Here is a 25301-nt window from a genome sequence, read left to right on the forward strand (position 1 = left end):
CTTTTTTATTTTATTCAGTTACCAGCGGTTGGGTCGTAAACATCAACTGCTTTTCAGCATCTAAGTCAACCGTTACAATTGAATGCGGCTTAATTTTGCCAGCAATCAATTTCTTGGCAAGCGGAGTTTCGACCTCTTCGGTGATATACCGTTGCAGTGGTCGTGCTCCATAAGCTGGATCATAGCCTTGTTGGGCGATCCATTTCTTGGCTGCTGGTGAAGTTGCTAACCTAATTTCTTGATCTTCCAGCCGTTTCGACAACTGGGCAATGAATTTGTCAACGATTTTTTCAATTGCCGCTAAGTTCAATGGCGTGAACATAATAATATCATCGATCCGGTTTAAAAACTCGGGTTTAAAATGGCGCCGCGCTAACTTCATAACCGTCTGCTTGGTCTCAGGCGAAATTTCACTATTTTTAACTTGTTCCAACAGAATATCTGAACCCAAATTAGAGGTCATGATAATGATTGTATTCTTAAAATCGACTGTTCTTCCTTGACCATCTGTTAAACGACCATCATCGAAGACCTGCAATAAAATATTGAAAACATCCGGATGAGCTTTTTCGACCTCATCCAGCAAGACAATTGTGTAAGGATTTCTGCGCACGGCTTCGGTCAATTGACCGCCTTCTTCATAACCAACATAACCAGGAGCAGCCCCAACTAAACGAGAAACTGACTGTTTTTCCATATATTCACTCATATCGATCCGCACCATGTGTTTTTCTGAATCGAATAAGTTTTCAGCTAAGGCTTTGGCTAATTCAGTTTTACCAACACCAGTCGGACCCAAGAACAAAAATGTCCCCAAAGGCTGATCTGGATCCTGTAAACCAGCCCGTGCCCGCAAAACTGCATTGGCTACTGCATCAACTGCTTCATCTTGGCCAATTACCCGCTGATGCAAAGCTTGCGGAAGCTTCAGTAATTTTTCGCGTTCACTTTCAACTAGCTTAGCAACTGGAATCCCAGTTGAGCGGCTAACTACTTGAGCAATTTCATTTTCAGTGACTGATTCTTCAACTAGCCAGTTATCAGGACGTTTTGCTGCTTCTAAGTCTTGCAGTTCTTTTTCTAACTTCGGAATCGTACCATGCTGTAACTTAGCAGCTTTTTCTAAATCATAAGAATTCTCAGCTGTTTCTAGATCATGCCGCGCCTGATCCAGCTGACTCTTTTTGTCACTTATTTGTTTGATGTCTTGTTTTTCGTTTTCCCATTGCATCTTCAAAGCACTAACTTTTTCACGGGTTTCCGCCAGCTCAGTTTGCAATTCACCTAACCGTTTCTTTGAAGCTGCATCGGTTTCCTTTTTTAAAGCAGCTTCTTCAACTTCTTGGCGCATTAATTGCCGCGTTGCCTCATCCAATTCAGTTGGCATTGAATTCATCTCAACTCGGATCGTAGCACAAGCTTCATCAATCAAATCAATCGCCTTATCAGGTAAAAAGCGGTCAATAACATAACGGTTTGATAAATTTGCTGCAGCAACCAATGCATTGTCATGGATCCGCACACCATGATGGATTTCAAAGCGTTCTTTCAAGCCCCGCAAAATCGAAATTGTGTCTTCCACACTCGGTTCTTGCACCAGAACCCGTTGGAAACGCCGCGCCAAAGCCTTATCTTTTTCAAGATATTCTCGATATTCATCCAAAGTAGTAGCACCAATCAAGTGTAATTCACCCCGTGCAAGCATTGGCTTCAATAAGTTGCCAGCATCCAAACTGCCTTCTGCCTTACCGGCCCCGACAATATTGTGAACTTCATCGATGAACAGTAAAATTTGTCCAGCACTTTTCTTAACAGCTTTTAAAACTGCTTTTAAACGTTCTTCGAATTCACCTCGATATTTAGCGCCAGCAATCAAAGAACCCATGTCAAGGGAAAAAATCGTTTTATCTTTCAAGTTGTCCGGGACATCCCGACGGACGATCCTTTGGGCTAGTCCTTCAACAATCGCTGTTTTACCAACTCCCGGTTCACCAATCAAGATTGGATTATTCTTTGTCTTCCGTGACAAAATTCGGATTACATCCCTGATTTCTTCATCTCGTCCAATGATTGGATCAACTTTGTTATTGCGAACTTCTTTAACTAAATCGACACCATATTTTTCCAAAGCTTGATACTGTGTTTCTTGATTCTTGGAAGTCACGCGTTCTCCTCCTCGTATTTTTTCGACAACTTGTGCTAATTTTCGATAGGTTAATCCCTGGCGTTTAAGGTAGATCGTCAATGGATTATTAGTTAATTTCATCAAAGCTAAAATCAAGGTATCCAGAGCCAGATAATCATCATTTTGCTGTTTTCTTAGTTCATCTGCCTCTTGAAGTAAACGATACATCGCTGAACTAAGTGTTTGTCCATATTGAACTGAACCTTCCACCACCGAAATTTCATCCAATAATTGGTCGAGCTGATTTTCCAAAGCTTCGAGATCCACTTGTGCACGTTTAAACAGATCTGCTCCAAATTCGCCGGGTTGGATCAAAAATTTAAATAAATGTGGAATGTCGATTTCTTGATGATGCCGTGTTTGCGCAATCTGTTGAGCTTGAGCGATTGCTTCTTGCACCGCTGAAGTCATTTTATTATCTTCCATCTCAATTTCCTTTCTAGAATCCATCACTTAAAAATTGGTCAAATTAAATTTAACAAGTCCATTATAATCCAAACACACGTTCGTTTTAACTGTTTTGCTTGGCGATTAGTTGAATAGTTTTCAAAATAACCGCCACGGCTTGCTGCATAGTTTGAAGCGAAATAAACTCAAAACGTGAATGCATATTTTCGCCACCAGCAAATAAATTGGGTGTCGGCAAACCCATAAATGAAATCTTTGAGCCATCTGTGCCCCCGCGAACTGGAAAAATCACCGGCTTGATCTGCAAATCTTCCATTGCTTTTTTAGCCAGTTCCACAACCATTAGATCTTTTTCAATCACTTCACGCATATTGTAGTATTGATCCTGTAGGTCAATGATAACGCGTTTTTGCCCATATTCAGCATTCAGCAAACGTGCAACTTGTCGTAATAAATCTTTTCGCGCTTCAAATTTATCCCGATCATGATCACGGATAATATAAGTCATGCTAGCCTGATCGACCGTTCCAGTCAGCTGCAGTAAATGGAAAAATCCCTGGCGACCGGAAGTCTTTTCTGGAACCTCATCACTTGGCAGCTGTGCATGAAAATCAAACGCTAATTGCAATGCATTGACCATGACATTTTTGGCTGAACCCGGATGAACATTTTTGCCAATTAGTTTTATCTTAGCCTGAGCAGCATTAAAAGTTTCATATTCCAACTCACCTAAGGGACCACCATCAACGGTATATGCTAAATCAGCATTAAACTCCTTAACATCGAAATGATCCGCGCCGGTTCCAATTTCTTCATCCGGACCAAGACCAATTTGAATTTGACCATGCTTAATCTCAGGATGATTCAATAGATATTCGACCGCCGTAATAATTTCAGCTACACCGGCTTTGTCATCTGCCCCCAATAAGGTCTGACCATCAGTCGTAATCAAATCCTGACCAGCATAATTTCTTAAATTGGGGAACTCATGTGGATCAAGCCGATACTGACTGGTTCCTAATTGAATTGCCGATTTACCATCATAATTTTTAATAATTTGCGGGGAAACATTTTTGGCATTAAAATCCGCCGTATCCAAATGCGCAATCAAACCAACCGTTGGCACCTGCTGATCTTTTGCTAAATTACTTGGCAAAGTTGCTAAAACGTAGGCACTTTTTTGGGAGATATGAACTTTGCTGAGACCAAGATTTGTTAATTCTGTCACCAATTCACGCGCAAACTCAACTTGACTTGGTGTTGAGGGAACTGTTTGCGAATTTTCATCAGAACGCGTCTCTTTTTTGACATATTTAATAAATCGCGGGATTAAATTTTGATAGACTGTCATCTTAACTCTCCTTGTTAAATAAATTTAAATGGATCGGTATTAAGTCTTGAAGTAATAATTGGAAATTGCCAGTCATTCTCTGAGCGCCATTTTTCAAATAAGCGCTTCAAATTTGGCTTGCAAATACTTTCAATGTGGTGTCCCGGATCAATAACCGTCAAGCCAGCCGCTAAAATGTCATGTCCCGTATGATAAGTCACATCGCCGGTCAGATAAACATCAGCATGAGCTTGAAGTGCAGCAGGATAAAATTGTGCTCCACTGCCACCTAAAACTGCAACCCGACTGATAATTTGATTTAAATCTGGACTGATCACGCGCAGCCCAGAAATCTTGAAAGTCTGCTTGCACATTAAAGCAAATTTTTCAACTGTCAAGGGATGCTTGAGCTGGCCAACGCGCCCCATTCCATATTTTTGATTTAAACCATGAACTGGTACTAGATAATAAACTGGTTCTTCATACGGATGTGCGGCCAACATTGCTTGGATCACCTGACCAACTAGTCGTGGTCTAACAAAAACTTCAAGCTTTTCTTCCGCCGCTTGACTTGGTTGATTTGCCTGACCGATCAGTGGCTGGGCAGCTTGATTTGGTAAAAAGCGACCAGTGCCCACCGCACTATAGGAACAGCCAGTATAATTACCGATCGAACCAGCACCGGCTTGGGCTAATGCTTGGCGAACAGTTGCTGCTGCAGCCCGTGGAACATAAACGCACAGCTGATCCAGTGATTCTTCTTTTAAAGGCAAAAGACTACTCGTTGCCGTTAATCCTAAAGCGGCTGCCAACCAATCATTCATACCACCTGGAGCATTATCTAAATTTGTATGTGCCGCGTAAACCGTAATTCCATGTTTGATCAATTCAGCATACATTTGATTTTGCGGAACTGTTAAATCAAAATGCTTGACCGGGTGAAACATTGCTGGGTGATGGGCAAAGATAAAATCGACTTGCTGATCAATTGCCTCTTTAACAACCTCAGGGCGAACATCCAACGTTACCATCATTTTCTTGATCTCCGCTGATAAGCTTCCTAATTGCAAACCCACTGGATCACCAGGTTCGGCGATTTCCTTGGGCGCAAATTTTTCAAAGCGTTCGACAACTTCTTTAACCTTTGTCATTTAAAACACCTTCGATCATTTTAATTTTTTTCAAAAGCTGCTTTTCTTTGGCTAAGGGTTCAGTTTGAGCTCGTTGCAGCTGAACTAGGACCTTTTTGAGTTTTTCAATTTCCAAGGACCATTTTTTTTGAAAAGGCGGGTCTTGGTGCGCTAATAAAAATGGTCCAAATAATAGCTGCTGATTAGTTAGCAATTGCTGAGTTTTTCCTGGATCAGCAACAATAATTTCATAAATATGACCATCCTCTTCCAAGATCTCTTCGGCAATGATCTGATACCTATGCACCTGTAGCCAGCGACGAACTTTCATTGAACCAACATTTGGCTGCAAAATCAAACGCGGCAGACGGGTAAAACTTTTCAATTGTTCCCAACCAGCTGTTAAAATCTGGCAAATCAAAGCTCCGCCCATTCCACAAATTGAAATCGCATCAACTTCTTCAGTCGGTTTAAGAGCAGCCAAGCCATCAGCCTGCCTAGTGATGACCATTGAACTAAGATCAAGCCGCTCAATTTCGCGGCAAGCATTTTTATATGGTCCTGAAACAATCTCACCCGCGATGGCTTGCTTAATCCGGTGATTTAACGCTAGATTGGCTGGCAAATAAGCATGATCTGAACCAATGTCGGCTAAGAAAGCCTGTTCTGGAACATACTTAGCAGCCAACTGCAGTCGTTGTGATAAATGATATGCATCCAAAGTCTTCACTCCTTAATTCTCTTACCTTTAAGTATAGCTGACTTAAAGCTGAAAAAAAAGTTGTCTTAAGCGACAAAAAATAGGATTGAAAAATTCCGTCTTTTTTCAGTCCTAAAGTTGTTTTTATTTAGAAATCTGCAAAGATTTCAGTGACTAGTTTTTAGCTTGATCCAAGGCTTGTTTTAAATCTGCTAATAGATCTTCAATGGCTTCAATTCCGACTGAAAGACGAATCAACTCATTTGAAATTCCATTAGCCAAACGGATCTTCTCAGGAATCGATCCATGTGTCATAATGGCGGGAACTTCAATTAAACTTTCTACGGAACCAAGACTTTCTGCTAATGTGATCAAATGAAGATTGTCAATAAACTTTTTGACTGATAACTTCGGATTGATTTCAAATGAAAGCATCCCACCAAAACCATTCATCTGTTTTTTGACCAGCTGATAATCAGCCGCTTGAGGATCGCCTGGATAATAAATTTTGGTGATTCGCGGATCGTTTTGCAAAAATTCAAAAATCTTTAGTGCATTTTGCTGATGAGCCTCCATCCTGACTGCTAGTGTTTTAATGCCGCGCTGCAAGAGCCAGCTATCCTGTGGGCCTAAGATTCCGCCAATTGCATTTTGCAAATAACCAATTTTTTCAGCCAATTTAGAATCTTTGACTACGATCAATCCAGCAATCAAATCACTATGCCCGCCTAAATATTTAGAAGCACTATGCAAAACTAAATCAGCTCCTAAATTCAATGGCTGTTGAAAATATGGTGAAGCAAAAGTATTATCAACGATCGTTAAAAGATGGTTTTGCTTAGCTATTTGTGCTAAAGCTGCAATATCAGAAATATGCATCAATGGATTAGTCGGCGTCTCCAAATATATCGCTTTAGTGTTAGCTTTGATTGCTTGGGTAACAGCCGTTAAATTCCGAGTATCAACGGCCGTAAATTCTAATCCTAAACGTGTCAATACTGTGTTGATCAAACGAAAAGTTCCACCATAAACGTCGTTACCAACAATAATGTGATCACCAGCCGAAAAAAGTGAAAAAGCAGTGTGGATGGCAGCTGAACCGGAGGCAAAAGCAAAACCAGCTGTCCCATTTTCTAAATCAGCAATCAAGCTTTCAACCGCCAAACGCGTAGGATTGCCAGTCCGTGAATATTCAAATGATGGGTGACCACCTAATTCTTTTTGAGCAAAAGTTGACGTTTGGTAAATGGGCACGCTGACTGCGCCAGTTGTTTGATCTTGACTGATTCCACCATGAATTAATTGCGTTTTAAATTTCATTGTTTAACATCCTTTCCAAATCTTTAATTATAAATCTGTTGACTGAGATATCTTTCACTACTGTCGGGAAATACCGTGACGATGTTGCTTTGTGGCGGTAATTCCTCAGCAAGCTGCCAGCTAGCTGCCAAAGCTGCCCCGCTAGAACTGCCTGCAAAAATACCAAACTTTTTGGCTAACTTTTTGACCCATTCAAAAGCTTGCTGATCACTGATCGTAAAAATTCGATCAACATCTTGCCGTCGCAAAAATGGCGGAATAAATTCCACCCCAATGCCTTCGATTCGATGCGGATGCTCTGGACCGCCATTTAGGATCGATCCTTCTGGTTCAACGATGGCGGTTTTGATGCTTGGAAGCTGTTCTTTAAAATATCGCGCCGCTCCGACAAAGGTCCCGCCACTGCCTGCTCCGGCGACAAATCCCGCTAATTTTAAATGGTTAGCTTGAAACTCTTGCCAAATCTCTGGGGCTAGCGTTTGGTAATATGTTTCTGGATTAGCTGGATTGTCAAACTGCATTGGTACATAACTATTAGGAAGCTGCTCAGCTAATTGTCGTGCCCGTTTAATTGCACCGACAATTCCTGCTTGGCTTGGAGTATGGACGATTTGAGCTCCCAATGCTTTCATCAACGATTGCTTTTCCTGACTAAACTTTTCCGGTACAACCAAAATAGTTTTCAAGCCGGCCTGGCCAGCAGCTAAAGCCAACCCAATCCCGGTATTACCAGCTGTTGGTTCAATGATCGTCGTTTCAGTATCGATCAACTGTTTTTCAAAAGCCTGTTCAAGCAAATATTTTCCCAAGCGATCTTTGATACTTCCTCCAGGATTAAACATTTCCAGCTTGGCAAAAATATGTGACTGCTTGGGAGCTGCAAGTGGCAACTCGATTAGTGGTGTTTTCCCAACTAACTGACTAATCTGTTTATAAATCATTAAAAACCCCTCCTTGATTATTAAAGAAAAGTGTAAACAAAAAAGGACGCAAATCAAAATTGATTCGCGTCCTCATACGTTGATAAGCCGTCGACTATTACGACTCTTTCTCACTGAAAATAAAAGCTCTAGCTTGAAAAATTGCCGCACCAAGTCATCGCACTCCACGCATAAAAACGCGAATTGCGACAACAACATGCTACAAAATTAAGCTTAAAGTCTTTCATCAACAGCCCTCTTTTCTTTACTTTTAAGAATACCAGTTGTCTTTAAATAAAACAAGTCTTTTTTATTATTCCAGAAAATCACGCAACTGTTTGGAACGTGAAGGATGCCGTAATTTTCGTAATGCTTTTGCTTCGATTTGGCGGATCCTCTCCCGCGTTACTCCAAAGACCTTACCAACTTCCTCAAGCGTCCTGGTTCGACCATCGTCCAGCCCAAAACGTAGACGCAAAACATTTTCTTCCCGATCAGTCAAAGTCTCCAGGACACTTTCCAACTGTTCTTTAAGCAACTCATAGGCAGCATGATCAGCCGGACTGGTTGCATCATGATCTTCAATAAAATCACCTAAATGCGAATCATCTTCTTCACCGATCGGGGTTTCCAAAGAAACCGGTTCTTGGGCAATCTTCAAGATCTCTCTAACTTTATCGGTTGGCATATCCATTTCAGCACCGATTTCTTCCGGCGTTGGCTCACGACCCAAATCCTGTAGCATTTGGCGCTGGATTCGAATCAGTTTGTTGATCGTCTCAACCATATGAACGGGAATCCGAATTGTCCGGGCTTGATCAGCAATCGCCCGAGTAATCGCCTGTCTGATCCACCAAGTTGCATACGTTGAAAACTTAAATCCCTTTCGATAATCAAATTTCTCAACAGCCTTCATTAATCCCATGTTGCCTTCTTGAATCAGATCAAGAAATGACATTCCTCGACCAACGTAACGCTTGGCAATTGAAACGACTAAACGCAAATTAGCCTCTGCTAGCCGTTGTTTGGCTTCTTCGTCTCCCTTTTCGATTCGTAAGGCCAACGCAACTTCTTCATCAGCCGTTAGAAGATTTACTCGTCCGATTTCTTTCAAATACATCCGAACCGGATCATTGATCTTAACCCCTGATGGTGCCCCAGCTTCCCGCTCAACCTCCTTGGTGTCATCTTTATTTTCATTGGCAACCGCTTGTAAGCTGTGCTCACTCGGCTCACCATTTTCATCAACAACTGAAATTCCTTCATCTTCAATGTGTTGGATCAATTCTTCCATTTGCTTGCTTTCTAAACCAAATGGCGAAACTAAACGTTTAGTCAGTTCATTATAAGTAATTTGTTTAGCCGGTTTGAATTCACGGATCAATTTCCGTAATTCTTTTTTGTATTCTGCCGTATCCTTGTTCATTTTCTCTTCTGCCATTATGCAGCCCCCTTAAAGTGAAGTTGATTTTTTCAGTTGTTTTTGTTTCAATAAATCGACAAATTCAATCGTTAATTTAGTAATTAGTTGCTGATCATTTGTTTTGCGTGCTGCAATTAACTGATGCTTAACTTGCAGCAACTTTTCCTCAATTGGTGAAACCTGCATAATTAAACGCACACAATCTTGGATTTCCTCCATTGAACCAACCTTAGCGTAATTTTCAATCTCCAAACTAATAATTATTTGTCGCAAATCATCAGCTTGCAAAAAGTCTAAAAAGCGTGCTGTTTCATATTCATCATAAACTTGAAAGTAACCTTCTGCGAGCAAATAAATCGTTTGATACTGATCATGAATAAATGAAAATCCTGTCACTCCCTTGAGATGTGAACGAACCTCATAACTCTGCAATAATCGATAAAGCAACAAACGCTCAGCTTTTTCAATTTGACTATATTTTTTCTCAGCATGCAATGACAAGTCCGGTGACTGTTTTGCTTGTTGAGACAAAGCCGGCTGCTTAAATTGCTTTTGTTGGCGCATTAGCACGTGTAACTGTCTCGTCAAGCTGCTTTTTTCCAATGCGAAACGTTTAGCTAATTGATTAAGATACAAGTCACGTTCAACTGGCTCCAACAACTGAGCAATTTTCTCTAAAACTTCTGAAATATAGGCTAGCTGTTCATTTTCATTTTCTAAATTGTGTTTGGCAGCCAAATAAGTCATCCAAAAGGACATTTTTGTTTGTTGTCCTTTGGTAACTAAATTCTTAAATGCTTGACCACCATTTTTTTGAATATATTCATCCGGGTCTTGCTTTTCAGGCAGTAAAACAACATTCAACTTCAGACGAGTTATTGGCTGAAGCAGTTTTAACGCACGAGCAATTGCATTTTGCCCTGGATCATCACCATCATAGCATAAACACAAGCGCTCAGTTGTTCGCTCTAATAAATAAACCTGTTCATTGGTTAAACTAGTCCCCATTGAGGCAATCCCGTTTTTAACTCCCACTTGGTACGCTGATAAAACATCCATAAAGCCTTCTAATAATAAAGCAAAACCATTTTGTCTGATAGCTGACTTAGCTAAATCAAAATTAAACAAAATCTTACGTTTATTAAACAGCTTGGTTTCTGGACTATTCAAATATTTAGGAACTTTAGGGTCCTGGCTTAATGTTCGTCCAGAAAAAGCAACTACATAGCCTTGTCCATCACGAATTGGAAATAAGACTCTTTCTCTAAATCGTTGCCGCAAAACACCACTTTGATTTTCAGCAAACAGTCCAGTTTTAATCAGCAATTGATGCGAAAAACCCTTTTCAGACAAAAATGTTGCCAAAACTTCCTGCGGGGGTGCAAAACCTAATTGAAATTTTTCAATTGTTTCCGTTGTTAATCCCCGGTCTTGCAGATAAGTCAAGGCACTTTCTCCTAACTGGGTATTCAGTAAAATATGGTGAAACAATTGAGCTGTTTCGGTATAGACACGTCTTAACTGACCAGTTTCTGAATCAGCCGAAACAGTCTGATCCGAACTCGAATTCAGCAATTGCGGTGGAAGCGAGATTCCACCAAGTTCAGCCACTTTGAGCACCGCTTCAGGAAAACTAATTTTTTCGATCTCCATGATGAATTTAAACACGTTACCGCCACGATGACAGGAAAAGCAATGGAAAATCTGTTTTTCAGGTGCAACTGAAAAAGAAGGCGTTTTTTCTTCGTGAAATGGACACAACCCAAAATAATTTTTCCCTGATTTGCGTAATTGAACGTATTGGCCGACAATATCGACAATTTCAACATTTGAACGAACTTGTTCGATCACTTCTTCAGGAATCCGCATGATCGTTCGACCTCCTTGTTCAGCTCACGCTATTTAGGTCAACAAAAGCCGCACAAAGCTGTGCGACTCTTCAAAACACTCTTTTTAATTTTAGCGCAAAAATACTAGAAAATCAACTAAAGGCCTCTACGATCATTTGACATTCAAAACTGTTAAATCACCAAACGGTTGTAAGATATTAGCTAATTGAGCTAATTGTGCTAAACGATTTTGCCGCAACTTTTTTTCTTGAGCCATGACCATCGTCTGGTCAAAATACTCAGTAATCGGCTGCCGCAAGGTCTGCAGCTGCTGATATAACTCTTTAAGATCTTTAGTAGCTGTTAAAGCTTCTACTGCAGTTTGCAGCTGCTGCTCGCTGGCATTTTCAAATAATGCTGGATCAACTGATTGATCGGACTTAATACCAGCTTTACGCAACAAACGCAAAACTCGGCTGGCAGCTTCAATCGTTCCTTTAAAATCAGCATCAGTTCGATGAGTTTGTAAAATTGCAGCAGCTTGAGAAATCATGGTAAAAGGATTTTTTGCATCAGCAACTGTCGCTTGGATCACATCAAAATCATAATTATTGCGGGCTAATTGCTGCTGAATTCGATCTTTTAGAAAGGCAGTCATTTCATCAAGGTGAGCTGGTTGATTTTTTTGATATAAGTCACGATTTGCTTGTGCCATTTTAGCAACTAATTCTTCCAGTGAAGTAATTGAGACTGGCCAATCAAAAGCTAATGCGATCCGCACTAAGCCAGCCGCTTGTCTTCTAAGTGCATAAGGATCATTTGAGCCAGAAGGAATCATTCCTACTGCAAAGAATGAACTAATGCTGTCTAATTTATCTGCTAAAGCCAACAAGGCGCCAACTTTAGATTCTGGTAAAACACCGCCTGCTTCAATTGGTAGATAATGTTCTCTGATTGCGGTAGCAACTGCTGGATCTTCACCTTGCAAAAGTGCGTACTTTTCGCCCATGACGCCTTGTAACTCTGCAAACTCACCAACCATTCCAGTTACTAAATCAAACTTATAAATCTCAGCTGCTCGCGCAACTTGTTGCTTTTCCTGTTGATCAAAACCAAATTGAGTGGCTAAATCAGCAGTCAATTTGCCAACTCGCTGCATTTTCTCAGCAATCGTACCAATTTTATCATGGAACATGACTTTCTGTAATTTTTTAGTGTAATCAGCGATCGTCGCCTTTTGATCCTCATGGTAGAAGAAAGCAGCATCTTCCAAACGAGCAGTTAAAACCTTTTCATTACCAGCAATGACGTTTTCTAAATGGTCTTGGTTGCCATTGCGCACAGAAACAAAATTCGGCAGCAATTTACCCTGCTGATCGCGGACATAAAAGAAACGTTGATGGTCCCGCATTGAAGTAATCAAAACTTCTTCAGGAATCTCCAAATATTTTGCTGCAAATTTACCAGCAAACACGGTTGGATACTCAACCAAATTATTAACTTCTTCAAGAAGTTCAGGCTCAACCACGATCTGCCAATGCCGAGCAGCGGCCAACTTGATAATTTGCTGTTTGATCAGTTCTTTGCGTTTAGCAGCATCAGCAATTACAAAAACTTTTTCCAAAGCAGCTGGATAATCAGTGGCGGATGATAATTTGACCGATTGACCCAAAAATCGATGTCCCTCTGAAACTCGATCACTTTTAATATTTAAAATTGCAAACGGCATGACCTGCTGATCTAATAAAGCAACCAGCCATCTGATTGGCCGCACATACTTAAAATCATGATTGCCCCAACGCATCATAGTTGGAAAATTCATTGCGGTAACAACGTTTTTGATTTTGGGTAAAATTTTGCTAGTGGTTTGACCCGGGATAAACTTCTTAACATAGGCATACTCTGTGCCCTTTAATTCCTGGAAAAAAATATCATCAGGTGTCAGCTTTTGACCACGAGTAAAACCAACTGCTGCCTTTGACCAACTGCCATCAGCTTGCTGAGCAACTTTCTTTGACGGACCTTTGACTTCTTCCTCCACATCCGGTTGCTTATCAGCCAAACCAGCAACTTTGACAGCCAAACGCCGCGGAGTCGAAAAACTTTCAATTTTTTCGAAGTTTAAATGCTCAGTCCGCAAAAATTTAGTGACCCGCTCAACTAATTGTTTAGCACTGGCGGTAACTACATGAGCTGGCATTTCTTCCAAACCAATTTCAAGTAAAAATGTATGTGACATTTATTTATCCTCCTTTAGCAGTTTTGCTCGCAGCTGCTCATCTTTTAATAATGGGAAGCCTAATTTTTTGCGTTCAGCCACAAAAGCCTTAGCAATTGATTTGGCCAAATTCCGGATTCGAGCCAAATACCCAGCCCTTTCAGTGACTGAAACTGCTCCTCGCGCGTCCAACAGGTTAAAAGTATGACTGCATTTTAAAACATAATCATAAGCCGGATGGATTAAACCTAACATAATTTGCTTTTTAGCTTCGGTTTCATAGATATCAAAGAACTTGAAAAGCATCTCTTGATTACTAGTTTCAAAAGCATATTTTGAATGCTCATATTCTGGCTCACTAAAAATATCTCCGTAGCGAACCCCATCGCCCCATTCCAAATCAAAGACTGAATTGACATTTTGAATGTATGAGGCCAAGCGTTCTAAGCCGTATGTTACTTCAGAAGCCACCGGTTTGACTTCTAAACCCCCAACTTGTTGAAAATAAGTAAACTGAGTGATTTCCATTCCATCCAGCCAGACTTCCCAACCGACACCAGCGCAACCCATTGATGGGTTTTCCCAATTATCTTCGACAAATCGAATATCATGTTCCAGCGGATCAATTCCTAATGAGCGCAAACTATCCAAATAAAGATCCTGAATATTAGCTGGTGAAGGTTTCATAATTACTTGGAATTGATGATGCTGAAAAAGTCGATTAGGGTTTTCCCCATAACGGCCATCAGCTGGTCGACGTGAAGGCTCAACGTAAGCCGCATTCCACGGTTCTGGACCAATTGCCCGCAAAAAAGTATAAGGGCTCATCGTTCCAGCACCTTTTTCCGTATCGTAGGCTTGCATCAGCATACAGCCTTGTTGTGACCAAAACTTCTGCAGTCTTAAAATTATTTCTTGCATTGATAACTGCTTTTCCATTGTCTTCCTCCTTGAATTTTTGGATGACTGCAATTCAAAATTTAGCCATAAAAAAAACCTATGCAACCACCCAAGTTGGTTACATAGGGACGATTTTCAACCGCGGTTCCACCCTACTTCCGGTTTTTTTACCGGCAACTTCATTTATAACTAAGCTCCGAAAACGCCAATCAACCAGTTTTAATCACCTGCTTACACCACTTCAGGCTCGCTAAGATCAACCCGGATGACCCTTTTTCATCTTTGCCTTTACGCCCTTAAGCTTAATCGAAGAAAAATAATTTGTCAATGTTTCGGCCATATTTTCATTTCTTCTAAAAAATGCCGCGATTTCAAATTTAAGCCAACTTCATTATCATAAATTTGATCCAAGGCCTGCCGTAAATTATTTTTTGTCGTTGCTTTAACCTGAATCGAATTCAAACGCCGCAAATCAATCCGCGCAAAAGTTCGTAAAAGGTACAGTGTTCGTTGATCTAAATGCATTCGTTGCGGATCTAAATGAAAATGTGTTGCACACAATAAGCCACCATAACTTTCTGAGAAGTCAAAGTTACCAGTCTTTTGATGACAAATTACGCAATCTTGTAAGTTAGGTTTAACTCCAAAAAAATTAAGGAGTTGAACTTCGATGATATTAACAATAATTGCCGGGTCAAAATGCTGGTCAATCAGCTGCAATGCCCGCTGAAGTTGAATAAACCAACCACCAAGCGGCCGGGAATCACCAAATGCTGCAGCAGCTAGTTCCAAAAGATAAGTTGCATAAGCATTTAACTCAATATCCTGCAATAAGTTTTGATAATGTTCGACATCTTTAACACTATTAATAAATGATAAACCATCAGCGTTAATGGCACCAAGGTAATTAGCCTGTGTAAATGGCAAAATTGCAGATCCTAGCCGAAACCCCCTTTTCCGCGCACCACGCACAAAGAACATCTTAAAACCAAAATTATCAGTTAGGATTTTTACTAGCATATCTCTTTCCCGATAATCACGGCGAAAAAAAACAATTCCAGCAAATTCAGCAGCTTGGGCCTGACTCATCTATGTCACCTCATTAATGCTCAGTCTTCATCTGGCTGATAGCCTAAAGATTGCAAATCAACTTTCCGATCACGCCAATCCTTTTGAACTTTGACCCAGAGTTCCAGAAAGACTTTATCCCCTAACAATAGTTCAATTTGCTTGCGCGCCTGGGTACCAATTTGCTTGAGCATTTTGCCGCCACGACCAATTAAAATTCCCTTTTGCGACGAGCGTTCAACAACAATTGTCGCTTGAACCAAGACTTTCTGCTGATCCTGACGTTGAATCTTCTCAGTTACGACTGCTACCGAGTGCGGGACTTCCTGTCGAGTCAACTTTAGAACTTGCTCGCGAACCAATTCGGCAACAATAAATCTTTCTGGATGATCAGTAATCTGATCAGCTGGATAATACTGCGGTCCAGCTGGCAGCATGTTAGTCACTGCGCTTAAAAGTTCTTCGCAATTGATTCCTTCAAGAGCTGAAATTGGATAAATTTCTTGAAAATCAAGTGTTTGGCGAAAATCTTCGACAAACGGCAACAAATCATCTGGCTGAACCTGATCGATCTTATTGATCACTAAAAAAATTGGTTGATTGACTTTCTTTAACCGTTCAATAATAAAGTCATCCCCACGACCGCGCCTTTGAGTTGCATTGACCATAAATAAAACCGCATCAACATCATTTAAAGTTGAGAGAGCCGCTTGTACCATATAATCTCCCAACTGACTTTGTGGTTTATGGATTCCTGGGGTATCAATAAAAACCACTTGACTATCAGTGGTGGTATAAATTCCTTGGATCTTATTCCGAGTTGTCTGAGCTTTATCACTCATAATGGCAATTTTTTGACCAATAATTCGATTTAAAAAGGTTGATTTGCCAACGTTAGGCCGACCAATAATGGCCACAAAACCAGAATGTTTCATTAATTCCATCAAATTTACTCCTTTATCTAGCAAACAACTGCCAGATTTTTACACCAAAAATTATTGTGCCAACAATCAAAGCAAAAATCGCATTCAACAAAACTGCCGCCGAAGCCATATCTTTAGCTTTTTTTGCTAAAGGATCACTATGAAACTTAGTGACTAGATCGACAATATTTTCAATGACGGTATTCCAAATTTCACTCGCCAAAACACTAATAATACTCCAACAGAGCCATAACCATTCATTCAGATCTAACTTTAAATAAATTCCCAACAAAATTGCAGCAATCATCGCCGCAGTGTCAAAGCGAAAATTACGTTCATCTAGCCAGACCGTCTTCAAACCGGTCAACGCGTGCCCTAATGATTGACAAAAATTATGATTTTTCCAGCGCCGTTGCTGCTCTTTATCTTTTAAGTCCATAAGCATCTAAAATCTTTCGTTGTAAACTGAACATTACTTTTTCATCTTCCGATTTCATATGATCATAGCCATTTAAGTGCAAAAAACCATGAATCACTAAAAAACCTAATTCGCGTTCTTCAGAATGCTGCAAATAGGCGGCTTGTTCTTTAACTTTATCAACTGACACCATAATGTCACCAATATTTTTAGGCTCTTTAAAATCGGCATCTGCTGGGATAATTATTGGATCCTCGCTACCAGTTTCTTCGATTGCAAAACTGATCACATCAGTTGGTTTGTCGACTCCGCGATATTTTTTGTTGATTTGATGAATGTGTTCATTGTCCATTAAAGTAACTGACATTTCAGTTTCCTCTGGCAGTTTCAAGTAGTTACCAGCATACTCAAGGACAGCTCGAATTAATTCAATCCAGTTGGAATCTGCTTGTTTGGTGTCATCATAAATTTCTAAATCCACTATTCTTGCCTCTTTCTTTCATCATCTTCTTTAGCATACGCTTGAATGATCTCAGCTACAATTGGATGCCGAACGACGTCAACGGCCGCAAACTTAACAAAAGCAATTCGTGGTAAGCCTTGCAAGATCTCCCAAGCATTAATTAAACCGCTTTGACTATGACCTTTAGGTAAATCAATCTGAGTTTGATCTCCATTTACCACCATTTTGGAGCCAAAACCTAAACGAGTTAAAAACATCTTCATCTGAGCACGGGTTGTGTTTTGAGCTTCATCCAAAATAACAAAGGCATTCTCCAATGTTCGACCGCGCATGTAAGCTAATGGTGCAATTTCGATTGTTCCCCGTTCGATCAAACGTTCCGTGTGTTCTTTTCCAATGATCGTGTAAAGTGCATCATAAATTGGCCGCAAATAAGGATCAACTTTTTCTTTGAGATCGCCAGGTAAAAAGCCTAATGATTCACCAGCTTCAACAGCTGGTCGAGTCAAGATGATTTTTTCAACTTGATTTTTTTTCAAAGCAGCTGCTGCCATTACGACCGCTAAAAAAGTTTTAGCGGTTCCCGCTGGTCCGATCCCAAAAACTAAATCTGATTTACGAATTGCATTAATATAACGCCTTTGTCCAGCAGTTTTACTGCGAATCGGACGTTTTTTTTGATCATAAAGCAATACTTCCATATAAAGATCATGAAAGTAGTCAAGTGTTCCTTTGTCAGCCATCTTGATGGCTGACACCACATCTGTTGCTCCAATAGCAATCTTTTCCTCTAATAGCCGTTCTAACTGTGTCAGGATCGCATAAACCCGTTCAACAGCTGCCGGTTCACCGCTAATTCGGATTGCGTCGCCAAATGGTTGGACTTTGACCTGTTCTTTTTCTTCTAGTAATTGAACATATTGATCATTAACACCTAGCAAAGCCACTGATTGTTGTCCTTGGGCAACTTGAAAAGTTTTTTCTACAATCTGTTCACTTGTCAAATGTTCGACTCCTTATAAAACAACTTAATATGCTTAAATCATAGCATAAATAAAATCCAGATAAAAGTTTCAGCTGGTTTAAAAAAAGACAAGCTGCTAAAAAATAACAACTTGTCTTTAAAGATCTGAATTTAGTTAAACGGACTTACAGCAATGAGTTAACAATTTTGTTAACTAATTTTCCATCAGCTTGGCCTTTCAACTTCGGCATAACAGTTTTCATAACTTTGCCGAAATCTGCTTTTGAAGAAGCTCCCACTTCATTGATCGTTGTTTCGACGATTTTTTTGACTTCTACTTCGCTTAATTGCTGTGGTAGATAGCCCTGAACAACTTTGATTTCTTCTTCAATTGCTGGAAGTAAATCTTCACGTCCAGCTGATTTAAATTCTGACAATGAATCTTTCCGTTGTTTCAATTCACGAGTTAAAACTGCCAGTTCCTCATCACGGGTTAAATCATGTCCAACCTTGATTTTTTCATTCATCACCGCAGCCTTTAACATACGAACTGTACTTAAGCGTTGTTTGTCATGCGCCTTTAAAGCACTCTTCAGATCATTATTTAATAAATCGAGCAGGCTCATCAGTTCTATCCCTCCTTAGGATTAGAAACGACGCTTGTTTTTTCTTTTACGCGCTGCTTCAGATTTTTTCTTGCGTCTCACGCTAGGTTTCTCGTAAAATTCACGTTTACGGTATTCTTGTAAAGTACCTGTTTTTGAAACGGAACGTTTGAAGCGACGAAGAGCGTCATCAAGAGATTCGTTTTTACGAACGATCGTCTTTGACATTTTGTTTCCCTCCCTCCGAGCTTAAATGTAACCGTCATACTCTGCATAAAAAACACAAACTTTTAACAGTTCTTAACTATTATACAAAATGTAAGTTTGACCGTCAATAAAATTATGTCAGTTTCAAGGCTTGAATATTAGTTAATTTTTTTTTATAATAAATTAAACATCATGAAAGGGGTATCCAATCTTGGCTGACTCAAAACAACTGATCGTTTATGTAATCTCTGATTCTTTGGGCGAAACTGGTTACAACCTGGCAACGGCAGCAACCGTTCAATTTCCTAAGATCAAATTTCAATATCATCGCTTCCCATTGACCCGGACGAGCGCTAAGCTTGATAAGATTCTGCAACAGGCTCTGGGTGATAATGCTTTTGTTGTCCATACTTTTGTTGATACAAATCTCTCAGCTTATGTTAATAACTTCTGTCACCAGCACGAGCTGGGTGTTCTCGATGGCATGTCAAAATTAATCAAGGCCATTCAGCAAAGGACTGGCGAAAAACCCTTAGGACAAGCTGGACGCAATCACAAACTGACCCAAAATTATTTCAAACGGATCGATGCAATCGAATTTGCTGTCACTTACGATGATGGTAAGGATCCACGGGGTTTTTTAAATGCTGATATAGTTTTATTGGGTGTTTCAAGAACTTCGAAGACGCCACTGTCATTATATCTAGCCAATAAAAATTATCGGGTAGCAAATTTACCATTAGTTCCGCAAGCACAGTTACCAAAAGAAATTTGGCAAGTTAATCGAAAAAAGATTTTTGGTTTAACCAATGATCCCGCTGTCTTAAACAATATCCGTCGTCAGCGGATGTTGACTTATGGATTGAATCCCGATACTGCCTATTCAAATCTTGATAATATTGAAGGCGAACTCGAATACGCCCAAAAGCTGTATCAAAAGCTCGGTTGCACTGTGATCAACGTTGCCAACAAATCAATTGAAGAAACCGCGACTTTAATCACTGAACAATTAGACAAAAATGTTTCATTTTAACAATTGCCCTTGATTTTCAATGACCTTTTTCTTCATTCCGGTAAAAAATTTTTGCTGCTCCAGCATTTGAATCTCAAAAGCATAAGGCGGATATTGGTGCTGTTTATCTAATCCAATATATGGCGTTTCCATAATTTTCGGTACCGACTTTAGTGCCGGATGATGAACAATGTAGTTCAAAGCTTGAAAACCAATTGTCCCAAAACCAATATTTTCATGTCGATCCTTGTGGCTGCCACAAGGATTTTTTGAGTCATTTAAATGCAAAACTTGCAAACGTTCAAGACCAATGCAATGATCAAAATGCTCTAAAACACCATCAAAGTCATCTTTGACCGCATAGCCAGCATCATTAGTATGACAAGTATCAAAAGTTACTGAGAGTTTATCGTTGTAAACTACCCCAGCAATTATTTCAGCCAGCTGTTCAAAGGTCCGACCAACCTCAGTCCCCTTTCCAGCCATTGTTTCAAGTGCAATTTTAACCGTTTGTTGTGGTTCAATTACCGCATTTAAACCGCGAATAATATTTTTGATTGCTGCTTGATCACCAGCACCAACATGAGCTCCTGGGTGGAAAGTAATTTGGGTAGCATTTAAAGCCGCCGCTCTTTGAATTTCTTCATGCAAAAAATTGACGGCAAATTCAAAATTTTGGGGTTTCTTGGTATTGCCTAAATTAATGATATAAGGTGCATGGATAATCAATGGACCCAACTGGTTAGTTTGCATAAGCTTTTGTCCAGCCGCAATTTTCATCGCTGAGATTGGCTTCCGGCGGGTATTTTGTGGAGCACCAGTATAAATCATAAAACAAGTTGCCCGATAAGCAAGTGCTTCACGTGCCGCCCCTAAAAGCATATCTGGTGCTTTCATTCCAACATGACATCCCAAAAGTTCCATAATCTTCCTCCCTGTTTTAATTACCTACAATTTTAAAATCAATTTAGTGACGATTGGATTAGTAAGACGCAAATAAAGATTGATTAGTCCTGATTGATGAAGATATGGATTCTTTTTCCATTGAGGAAACCAACTATTTATTTTTTGCCAAATCTGAGATTCAAAATTCTTTTTCTCAGCTTGATTGGGTAATTGGCGAACCTTTCTGAGCAAAACATTGCCTAACAGGTTACGGCAAAAACGATATTCGATTTCTCTCGTAAAACGATTTTCTGCTTGTTGCTGATAATAGTCCAAAATATCCTGATAGATCCAAAAAATATCATCCAAACGACTTGCCTCATTATAAGAAATTGAATCATTTCGTTGCCGATAATGAACTTCAGGGATTTGATCAACTGCGACTTCCTTAATATTTTTCAGCTGAGCTACTAATTTAAAAAAGAAAGCTTGATCTTCATACAAACGTCCAGTTGGAAACAAAACCTTGGTCGCCAACAACCAACTACGCAAATAAAGCTTGTTCCATGCAACAACTCGTCCATGGACCAAATAATCATTAAGTGAATTATAATCTGTCCGCAAATCTTGCCGGGCATGATTGCTGAACTCCCAAATAAAATTGCATTCGATAATTTTCTTTTGTCCACCAACGCTTAACGCATACATCCGCTCCAGCATTTTCGGTTCAACATAGTCATCTGAATCAATGAACAACACATATTTACCTTGACAATATTGTAAGCCAAAATTCCTAGCTGCTGATAAACCGCCATTTTTTTGACTATACAATCTAATCAAGTGCGGATATTGATGCGCAAAAGTTTGACAGATCTTTAATGAGTCATCCGTACTGCCATCATTGACCACAATCAGTTCATAATCACTTGGCGCAAAAGTTTGCTGCAAGAGGCTGTTTAAACATTGCGGCAAAAATTCAGCTACATTATAAACTGGTACCACGACACTAATCTTTTTCATTATTCATCACCTAAATCAATGTTTGCCTAAGGCTTTAAAACGCCGCTTAACAGCCCAGCTTGCTCGCAAGAACCAGTTGATTTTCATCCCCAATTTTTTCCCAAATTTGCGATTCACTTGGCGAATGATTTTAATATGCCGCAAATTCTCTGGGTTTTGCCAAGTAGCACTATAATGATGGATACTGTAGGTGTTTTCTGTCAAATGGATCTCCCCAGTTAAAAAATCCATTGGAGCAAAATAGTCACTCGGATACAGCTTAATCCCAGCAATCGTTTGCAACCGGTTATTGGTTTTTAATCCCTTTTGACATAATAGCTTAGTTGTATAAGTCGGAACTGCCAATGTGTTTAAATGACCATTTTGATCAATAAACGCTAAGTCATCATAAATCTGACACAGCTCTTTAATTACCGGATCATGCTTTTGAGCGCCAAAACCCAAGCCAGGATTGATTGCAAAACCAATTTCATTTTCTTCAAATCCCATAAAGGCTTGATTATTCAATAAATAATCCAAATTTTTAAGCAGTTCAACATCAGTATCTAAATAAATCCCACCATACTGATAGACCACATCAAAGCCTAGATAATCTGAAACAAAACTCCATTTTCCCATTTGAGCTGCCTGTTGCATATAACGATTTTTTTGAACATCGTAGTTGGTTTCATCCCAACGAATAATTTGATAATCTGGACATTTTTTTTGCCAACTAGCCAGATAGTGCTGATACTCCGCCGGCAGTTTTTGCGAACCAAACCAACAATAGTGAATGATTTTCGGTATCATACGATTTCCTCCGTTTAGACTGTCAAAATTTGCTGACAAGCTGTTTTAATAAACTGACCCTGGCGCATTTTTCTCCCAATTCGCCGAGCATTTTGACTTAGGCGTTGATACTCGGTAACTGAAAGCCTGTCCAGCAGCGAATCAATCTGATCTAAACGATCAACTAGCAACCCGACTTGTTGTTGAGCAACAAAATCTGCTAAAGCAGCTTGTTTCCAGATAATCACCGGCAGTCCAGAACTAAGATAAAGTGAAGTTTTATGCGGATCGTTATATTTCAAATATTCGCCAAATAAACCGCTGCACCGATCAATTTGGTCACCATCCCAAATCAAACCAAAATTACCCTTCAAATGAGCTGGCAATTCAGCCGGCAAAAAAGAACCTTGATAAGCAACTCTGGCCGGATAACTGGCTGCTGGATTTGAACCATATAAGTAAAATTGATGTTGAACTCGCAAATTTTGAATGAAGCCAGCCTTCGCTAAATTACCTGCATAACAAAGACTGCCTCTATATGGTAGCTCGACAAATGGTTGCGGATTAGCATAATCAAAAATCTGCAAATCAATCATCGGTACTAAAACACCCTGTTGGCTTAACCAAGCTTTCATCTTTGAATTATGGACAATTAATCCATTCGTCTGATTAAAAAATTTAATTTCCTGCTGACGATAAGTCTGACTTGGTCGCTGCTGGCGCAATGATTCAACATCGTGAATAATCAAAAAAACTTGAGCTGCAGTTTTTTTTGCAGCTTGCAAGATTGCCCAATTAGTACGCCAATTAAACGCCGGATACTGAAAAAAAACTTGGTCTGCTGTTATATGAGCAAAGGTTTGTGGAATATCCCACCAGCTTTGTTTAAAACTCATCAATTTGGCTTTGCGATTACCTTGAAAATAAAAATTAACTGGCTGAAAACCATCGGCCGCCAAAAATTTTTCAATATCGCATTTAGCTTTGGGACCAGCTTCATTTTGTCCTTTATTATACATTGCCACCACTAATTTTTTAAAATTCATTTTTATCCCCTTTAATAGCCAATTAGTCAAGGCTCTGGTTCATAAAATCTTCCCATAATTTCGACATTATCAGAAATGCTGACAAATGCATACGGATCTGATTCTTTCATTGCCGCCTTTAACTCTGGTTTTTCGTAACGTGAAATAACCGTCAGCAAAACCGTTTTTTGATCATGCCGATAGGCCCCTTCTGCGTCATGAACAATCGTAATTCCCCGACTGAGCCGATTCTGAATACAATCGATCACACTTTTTGGTCGATCAGTAACAATCAAGACTTGCATTTTTTGCTGGCGCGTATATACCATATCCATGACTCGCGCATTAATAAAGATTCCTAAAGCTGAATAAAATGCATACGGCCAGCCATAGACGGCACCAGCTGCCAGGATAATAAAGAAATTAAAACACAGATTGATCGTTCCAATACTTTTGCCTGTTCGTTTGCGCAAAGTTAAGCCTAAAATATCTAAACCGCCAGTTGAAATCCCATTTTTTAAAGCTAAGCCCGTTCCAAAACCATTGATGGCTGCTCCAAAGATTGCACAAATAATCGGATCAGTTGTTAAGGTGATCGAATGCAAAGACTTGATCATCAAACTTGAACAGGTAACTGCTAAAATAGTAAAAAAAGTAAAGCGATGGCCAATTTGCTGCCAAGCTAAAATAAATAATGGTAAGTTCAAGACAAATAATAGTAAGGCAACTGAGGGTTGAAAAAATCCTGTTGAAAAATAACGTTTAGCTAAAGTTGCAACTAATTGGGCTAACCCCGTCACACCTGAGGAATAGATTTTACCGGGAGTCCAAAAAAAGTTCATCGCGATTGAAACTAAAATGCCATAAATGAAAGCCGTGGATGCTTTAGCAACGTATTGATGCTGTTTAACAATTTTTTGGAGTTCATCCATTGTCAGTTCGCTCCTAATTATTTTCTTGCCAGTGGACTTGCTTAAACTGCTGTCTGGTAGTTTCTTCTAAAGCAAAGCGCGCTGGATTTTTGCGATAAAAATGCTGATGATAATCCTCTGCAGGATAAAACGGTTGGGCATCCTCAATTTGAGTCACAATTGGTTGATCAAAACGACCACTTTTAATCAATCGCTCTCTTGATGCAAGTGCAATTTGATGCTGCTTGAGACTGTTAGTAAAAATCACCGGCCGATAATTGTCACCGCGATCTTGAAATTGTCCCATAGCATCGGTTGGATCGGTTTGCTGCCAATAAATTTCAACTAACTGCTGATAAGAGATGATAGTCGGATCAAACGTGATTTTAACCGCCTCAGTATGTCCGGTCGTATGCGAACAGACTTGCTCGTAAGTTGGATTTGGCACGTGACCGCCAGTATAACCTGAAACAACACTTATTATTCCTGGCTGCTGATCAAAAGGTTGCACCATGCACCAAAAACAACCACCTGCAAAAATAGCTGTTTCTTGTCGTTTAGCCATTTTATACTCCCCCTCAAATTCTTCGATCATCATTTAAAATACCTTAAAATCCAACAAGGTGCAAGTTTTCTTGCACCAAAAAAGTCTGGCTGTTCACCAGACTT

At 39.8% G+C, this 25301-nt stretch carries 24 protein-coding genes; 1 reads left to right on the top strand and 23 read right to left on the bottom strand.

Annotation, left to right across the window (positions count from 1 at the left end):
* Nucleotides 1-10: 10 nt before the first annotated feature.
* From clpB to rpsU, 17 genes are all read right to left on the bottom strand, one after another.
* Nucleotides 11-2611, bottom strand: a complete 2601-nt coding sequence (clpB, locus tag KH893_RS04675; protein ID WP_281164987.1) for an ATP-dependent chaperone ClpB — start codon at nt 2609-2611, stop codon at nt 11-13.
* A gap of 85 nt (nt 2612-2696) precedes the next feature.
* Nucleotides 2697-3944 carry a peptidase T gene (gene pepT / locus KH893_RS04680; RefSeq protein WP_281164988.1) on the bottom strand — a complete coding sequence of 416 codons (1248 nt, stop codon included), beginning with the start codon at nt 3942-3944 and terminating at the stop codon, nt 2697-2699.
* Between the two features lie 14 nt (nt 3945-3958).
* Nucleotides 3959-5074 (bottom strand): Nif3-like dinuclear metal center hexameric protein, encoded by a 1116-nt coding sequence (locus KH893_RS04685; RefSeq protein ID WP_281164989.1) that lies wholly within the window; start codon nt 5072-5074, stop codon nt 3959-3961.
* On the bottom strand, nt 5061-5774 hold the full coding sequence (locus tag KH893_RS04690; protein WP_281164990.1) for a tRNA (adenine(22)-N(1))-methyltransferase: 714 nt from the start codon (nt 5772-5774) through the stop codon (nt 5061-5063). The genes KH893_RS04685 and KH893_RS04690 overlap by 14 nt, the downstream gene beginning before the upstream one ends.
* Before the next feature lie 153 nt (nt 5775-5927).
* On the bottom strand, nt 5928-7073 hold the full coding sequence (locus tag KH893_RS04695; protein WP_281164991.1) for a trans-sulfuration enzyme family protein: 1146 nt from the start codon (nt 7071-7073) through the stop codon (nt 5928-5930).
* Between the two features lie 23 nt (nt 7074-7096).
* Nucleotides 7097-8014 carry a PLP-dependent cysteine synthase family protein gene (locus KH893_RS04700; protein ID WP_281164992.1) on the bottom strand — a complete coding sequence of 306 codons (918 nt, stop codon included), beginning with the start codon at nt 8012-8014 and terminating at the stop codon, nt 7097-7099.
* Between the two features lie 292 nt (nt 8015-8306).
* A complete protein-coding gene (gene rpoD, locus KH893_RS04705) occupies nt 8307-9434 on the bottom strand; it encodes an RNA polymerase sigma factor RpoD (RefSeq protein WP_281164993.1) in 1128 nt (375 codons plus the stop codon).
* 12 nt (nt 9435-9446) lie between these two features.
* On the bottom strand, nt 9447-11285 hold the full coding sequence (gene dnaG / locus KH893_RS04710) for a DNA primase (protein ID WP_281164994.1): 1839 nt from the start codon (nt 11283-11285) through the stop codon (nt 9447-9449).
* Between the two features lie 132 nt (nt 11286-11417).
* Nucleotides 11418-13484, bottom strand: a complete 2067-nt coding sequence (gene glyS / locus KH893_RS04715) for a glycine--tRNA ligase subunit beta (protein ID WP_281164995.1) — start codon at nt 13482-13484, stop codon at nt 11418-11420.
* Nucleotides 13485-14402 (bottom strand): glycine--tRNA ligase subunit alpha, encoded by a 918-nt coding sequence (glyQ, locus tag KH893_RS04720; RefSeq protein WP_281164996.1) that lies wholly within the window; start codon nt 14400-14402, stop codon nt 13485-13487.
* A gap of 285 nt (nt 14403-14687) precedes the next feature.
* A complete protein-coding gene (gene recO / locus KH893_RS04725) occupies nt 14688-15452 on the bottom strand; it encodes a DNA repair protein RecO (protein WP_281164997.1) in 765 nt (254 codons plus the stop codon).
* A gap of 20 nt (nt 15453-15472) precedes the next feature.
* Entirely contained in the window at nt 15473-16375 is a 903-nt protein-coding gene (era, locus tag KH893_RS04730; RefSeq protein ID WP_281164998.1) for a GTPase Era, read from the bottom strand.
* 13 nt (nt 16376-16388) lie between these two features.
* Nucleotides 16389-16793 (bottom strand): diacylglycerol kinase family protein, encoded by a 405-nt coding sequence (locus KH893_RS04735; protein ID WP_427859851.1) that lies wholly within the window; start codon nt 16791-16793, stop codon nt 16389-16391.
* Nucleotides 16777-17253, bottom strand: a complete 477-nt coding sequence (gene ybeY / locus KH893_RS04740; RefSeq protein WP_281165000.1) for an rRNA maturation RNase YbeY — start codon at nt 17251-17253, stop codon at nt 16777-16779. Before ybeY ends, KH893_RS04735 begins: the two co-directional genes overlap by 17 nt.
* On the bottom strand, nt 17253-18239 hold the full coding sequence (locus tag KH893_RS04745; protein WP_281165001.1) for a PhoH family protein: 987 nt from the start codon (nt 18237-18239) through the stop codon (nt 17253-17255). The genes ybeY and KH893_RS04745 overlap by 1 nt, the downstream gene beginning before the upstream one ends.
* Before the next feature lie 145 nt (nt 18240-18384).
* Entirely contained in the window at nt 18385-18825 is a 441-nt protein-coding gene (locus KH893_RS04750; protein WP_281165002.1) for a GatB/YqeY domain-containing protein, read from the bottom strand.
* Nucleotides 18826-18846: 21 nt separating this feature from the next.
* On the bottom strand, nt 18847-19032 hold the full coding sequence (gene rpsU, locus KH893_RS04755) for a 30S ribosomal protein S21 (protein WP_010581058.1): 186 nt from the start codon (nt 19030-19032) through the stop codon (nt 18847-18849).
* 190 nt (nt 19033-19222) lie between these two features.
* On the opposite strand from rpsU, the gene KH893_RS04760 reads away from it, so the two are divergent.
* A complete protein-coding gene (locus KH893_RS04760; protein WP_281165003.1) occupies nt 19223-20044 on the top strand; it encodes a pyruvate, water dikinase regulatory protein in 822 nt (273 codons plus the stop codon).
* On the opposite strand, the gene KH893_RS04765 is transcribed toward KH893_RS04760, so the two are convergent.
* The 6 genes from KH893_RS04765 to msrA are packed head-to-tail and all read right to left on the bottom strand — an operon-like array spanning nt 20036 to nt 25197.
* The gene (locus KH893_RS04765; protein WP_281165004.1) at nt 20036-20947 is read right to left on the bottom strand and encodes a deoxyribonuclease IV; all 912 of its coding nucleotides are present in this window, start codon (nt 20945-20947) and stop codon (nt 20036-20038) included. The two genes, KH893_RS04760 and KH893_RS04765, sit on opposite strands and share 9 nt — an antisense overlap.
* A 24-nt stretch (nt 20948-20971) precedes the next feature.
* Nucleotides 20972-21928, bottom strand: coding sequence for a glycosyltransferase family 2 protein (locus KH893_RS04770; RefSeq protein ID WP_281165005.1), 957 nt, complete (start codon nt 21926-21928; stop codon nt 20972-20974).
* A gap of 15 nt (nt 21929-21943) precedes the next feature.
* Nucleotides 21944-22717: a glycosyltransferase family 32 protein gene (locus KH893_RS04775; RefSeq protein ID WP_281165006.1), complete on the bottom strand. Its 774-nt coding sequence runs from the start codon at nt 22715-22717 to the stop codon at nt 21944-21946.
* A 14-nt stretch (nt 22718-22731) separates the two neighbouring features.
* On the bottom strand, nt 22732-23742 hold the full coding sequence (locus KH893_RS04780; protein WP_281165007.1) for a glycosyltransferase: 1011 nt from the start codon (nt 23740-23742) through the stop codon (nt 22732-22734).
* Nucleotides 23743-23768: 26 nt separating this feature from the next.
* Nucleotides 23769-24653, bottom strand: coding sequence for a YitT family protein (locus KH893_RS04785; protein ID WP_281165008.1), 885 nt, complete (start codon nt 24651-24653; stop codon nt 23769-23771).
* Between the two features lie 13 nt (nt 24654-24666).
* Nucleotides 24667-25197: a peptide-methionine (S)-S-oxide reductase MsrA gene (gene msrA, locus KH893_RS04790; protein ID WP_281165009.1), complete on the bottom strand. Its 531-nt coding sequence runs from the start codon at nt 25195-25197 to the stop codon at nt 24667-24669.
* Between the last annotated feature and the right edge of the window lie 104 nt (nt 25198-25301).

Origin of the sequence: Liquorilactobacillus sicerae (assembly GCF_029916425.1) — a bacterium.
GTDB lineage: Bacteria > Bacillota > Bacilli > Lactobacillales > Lactobacillaceae > Liquorilactobacillus > Liquorilactobacillus sicerae.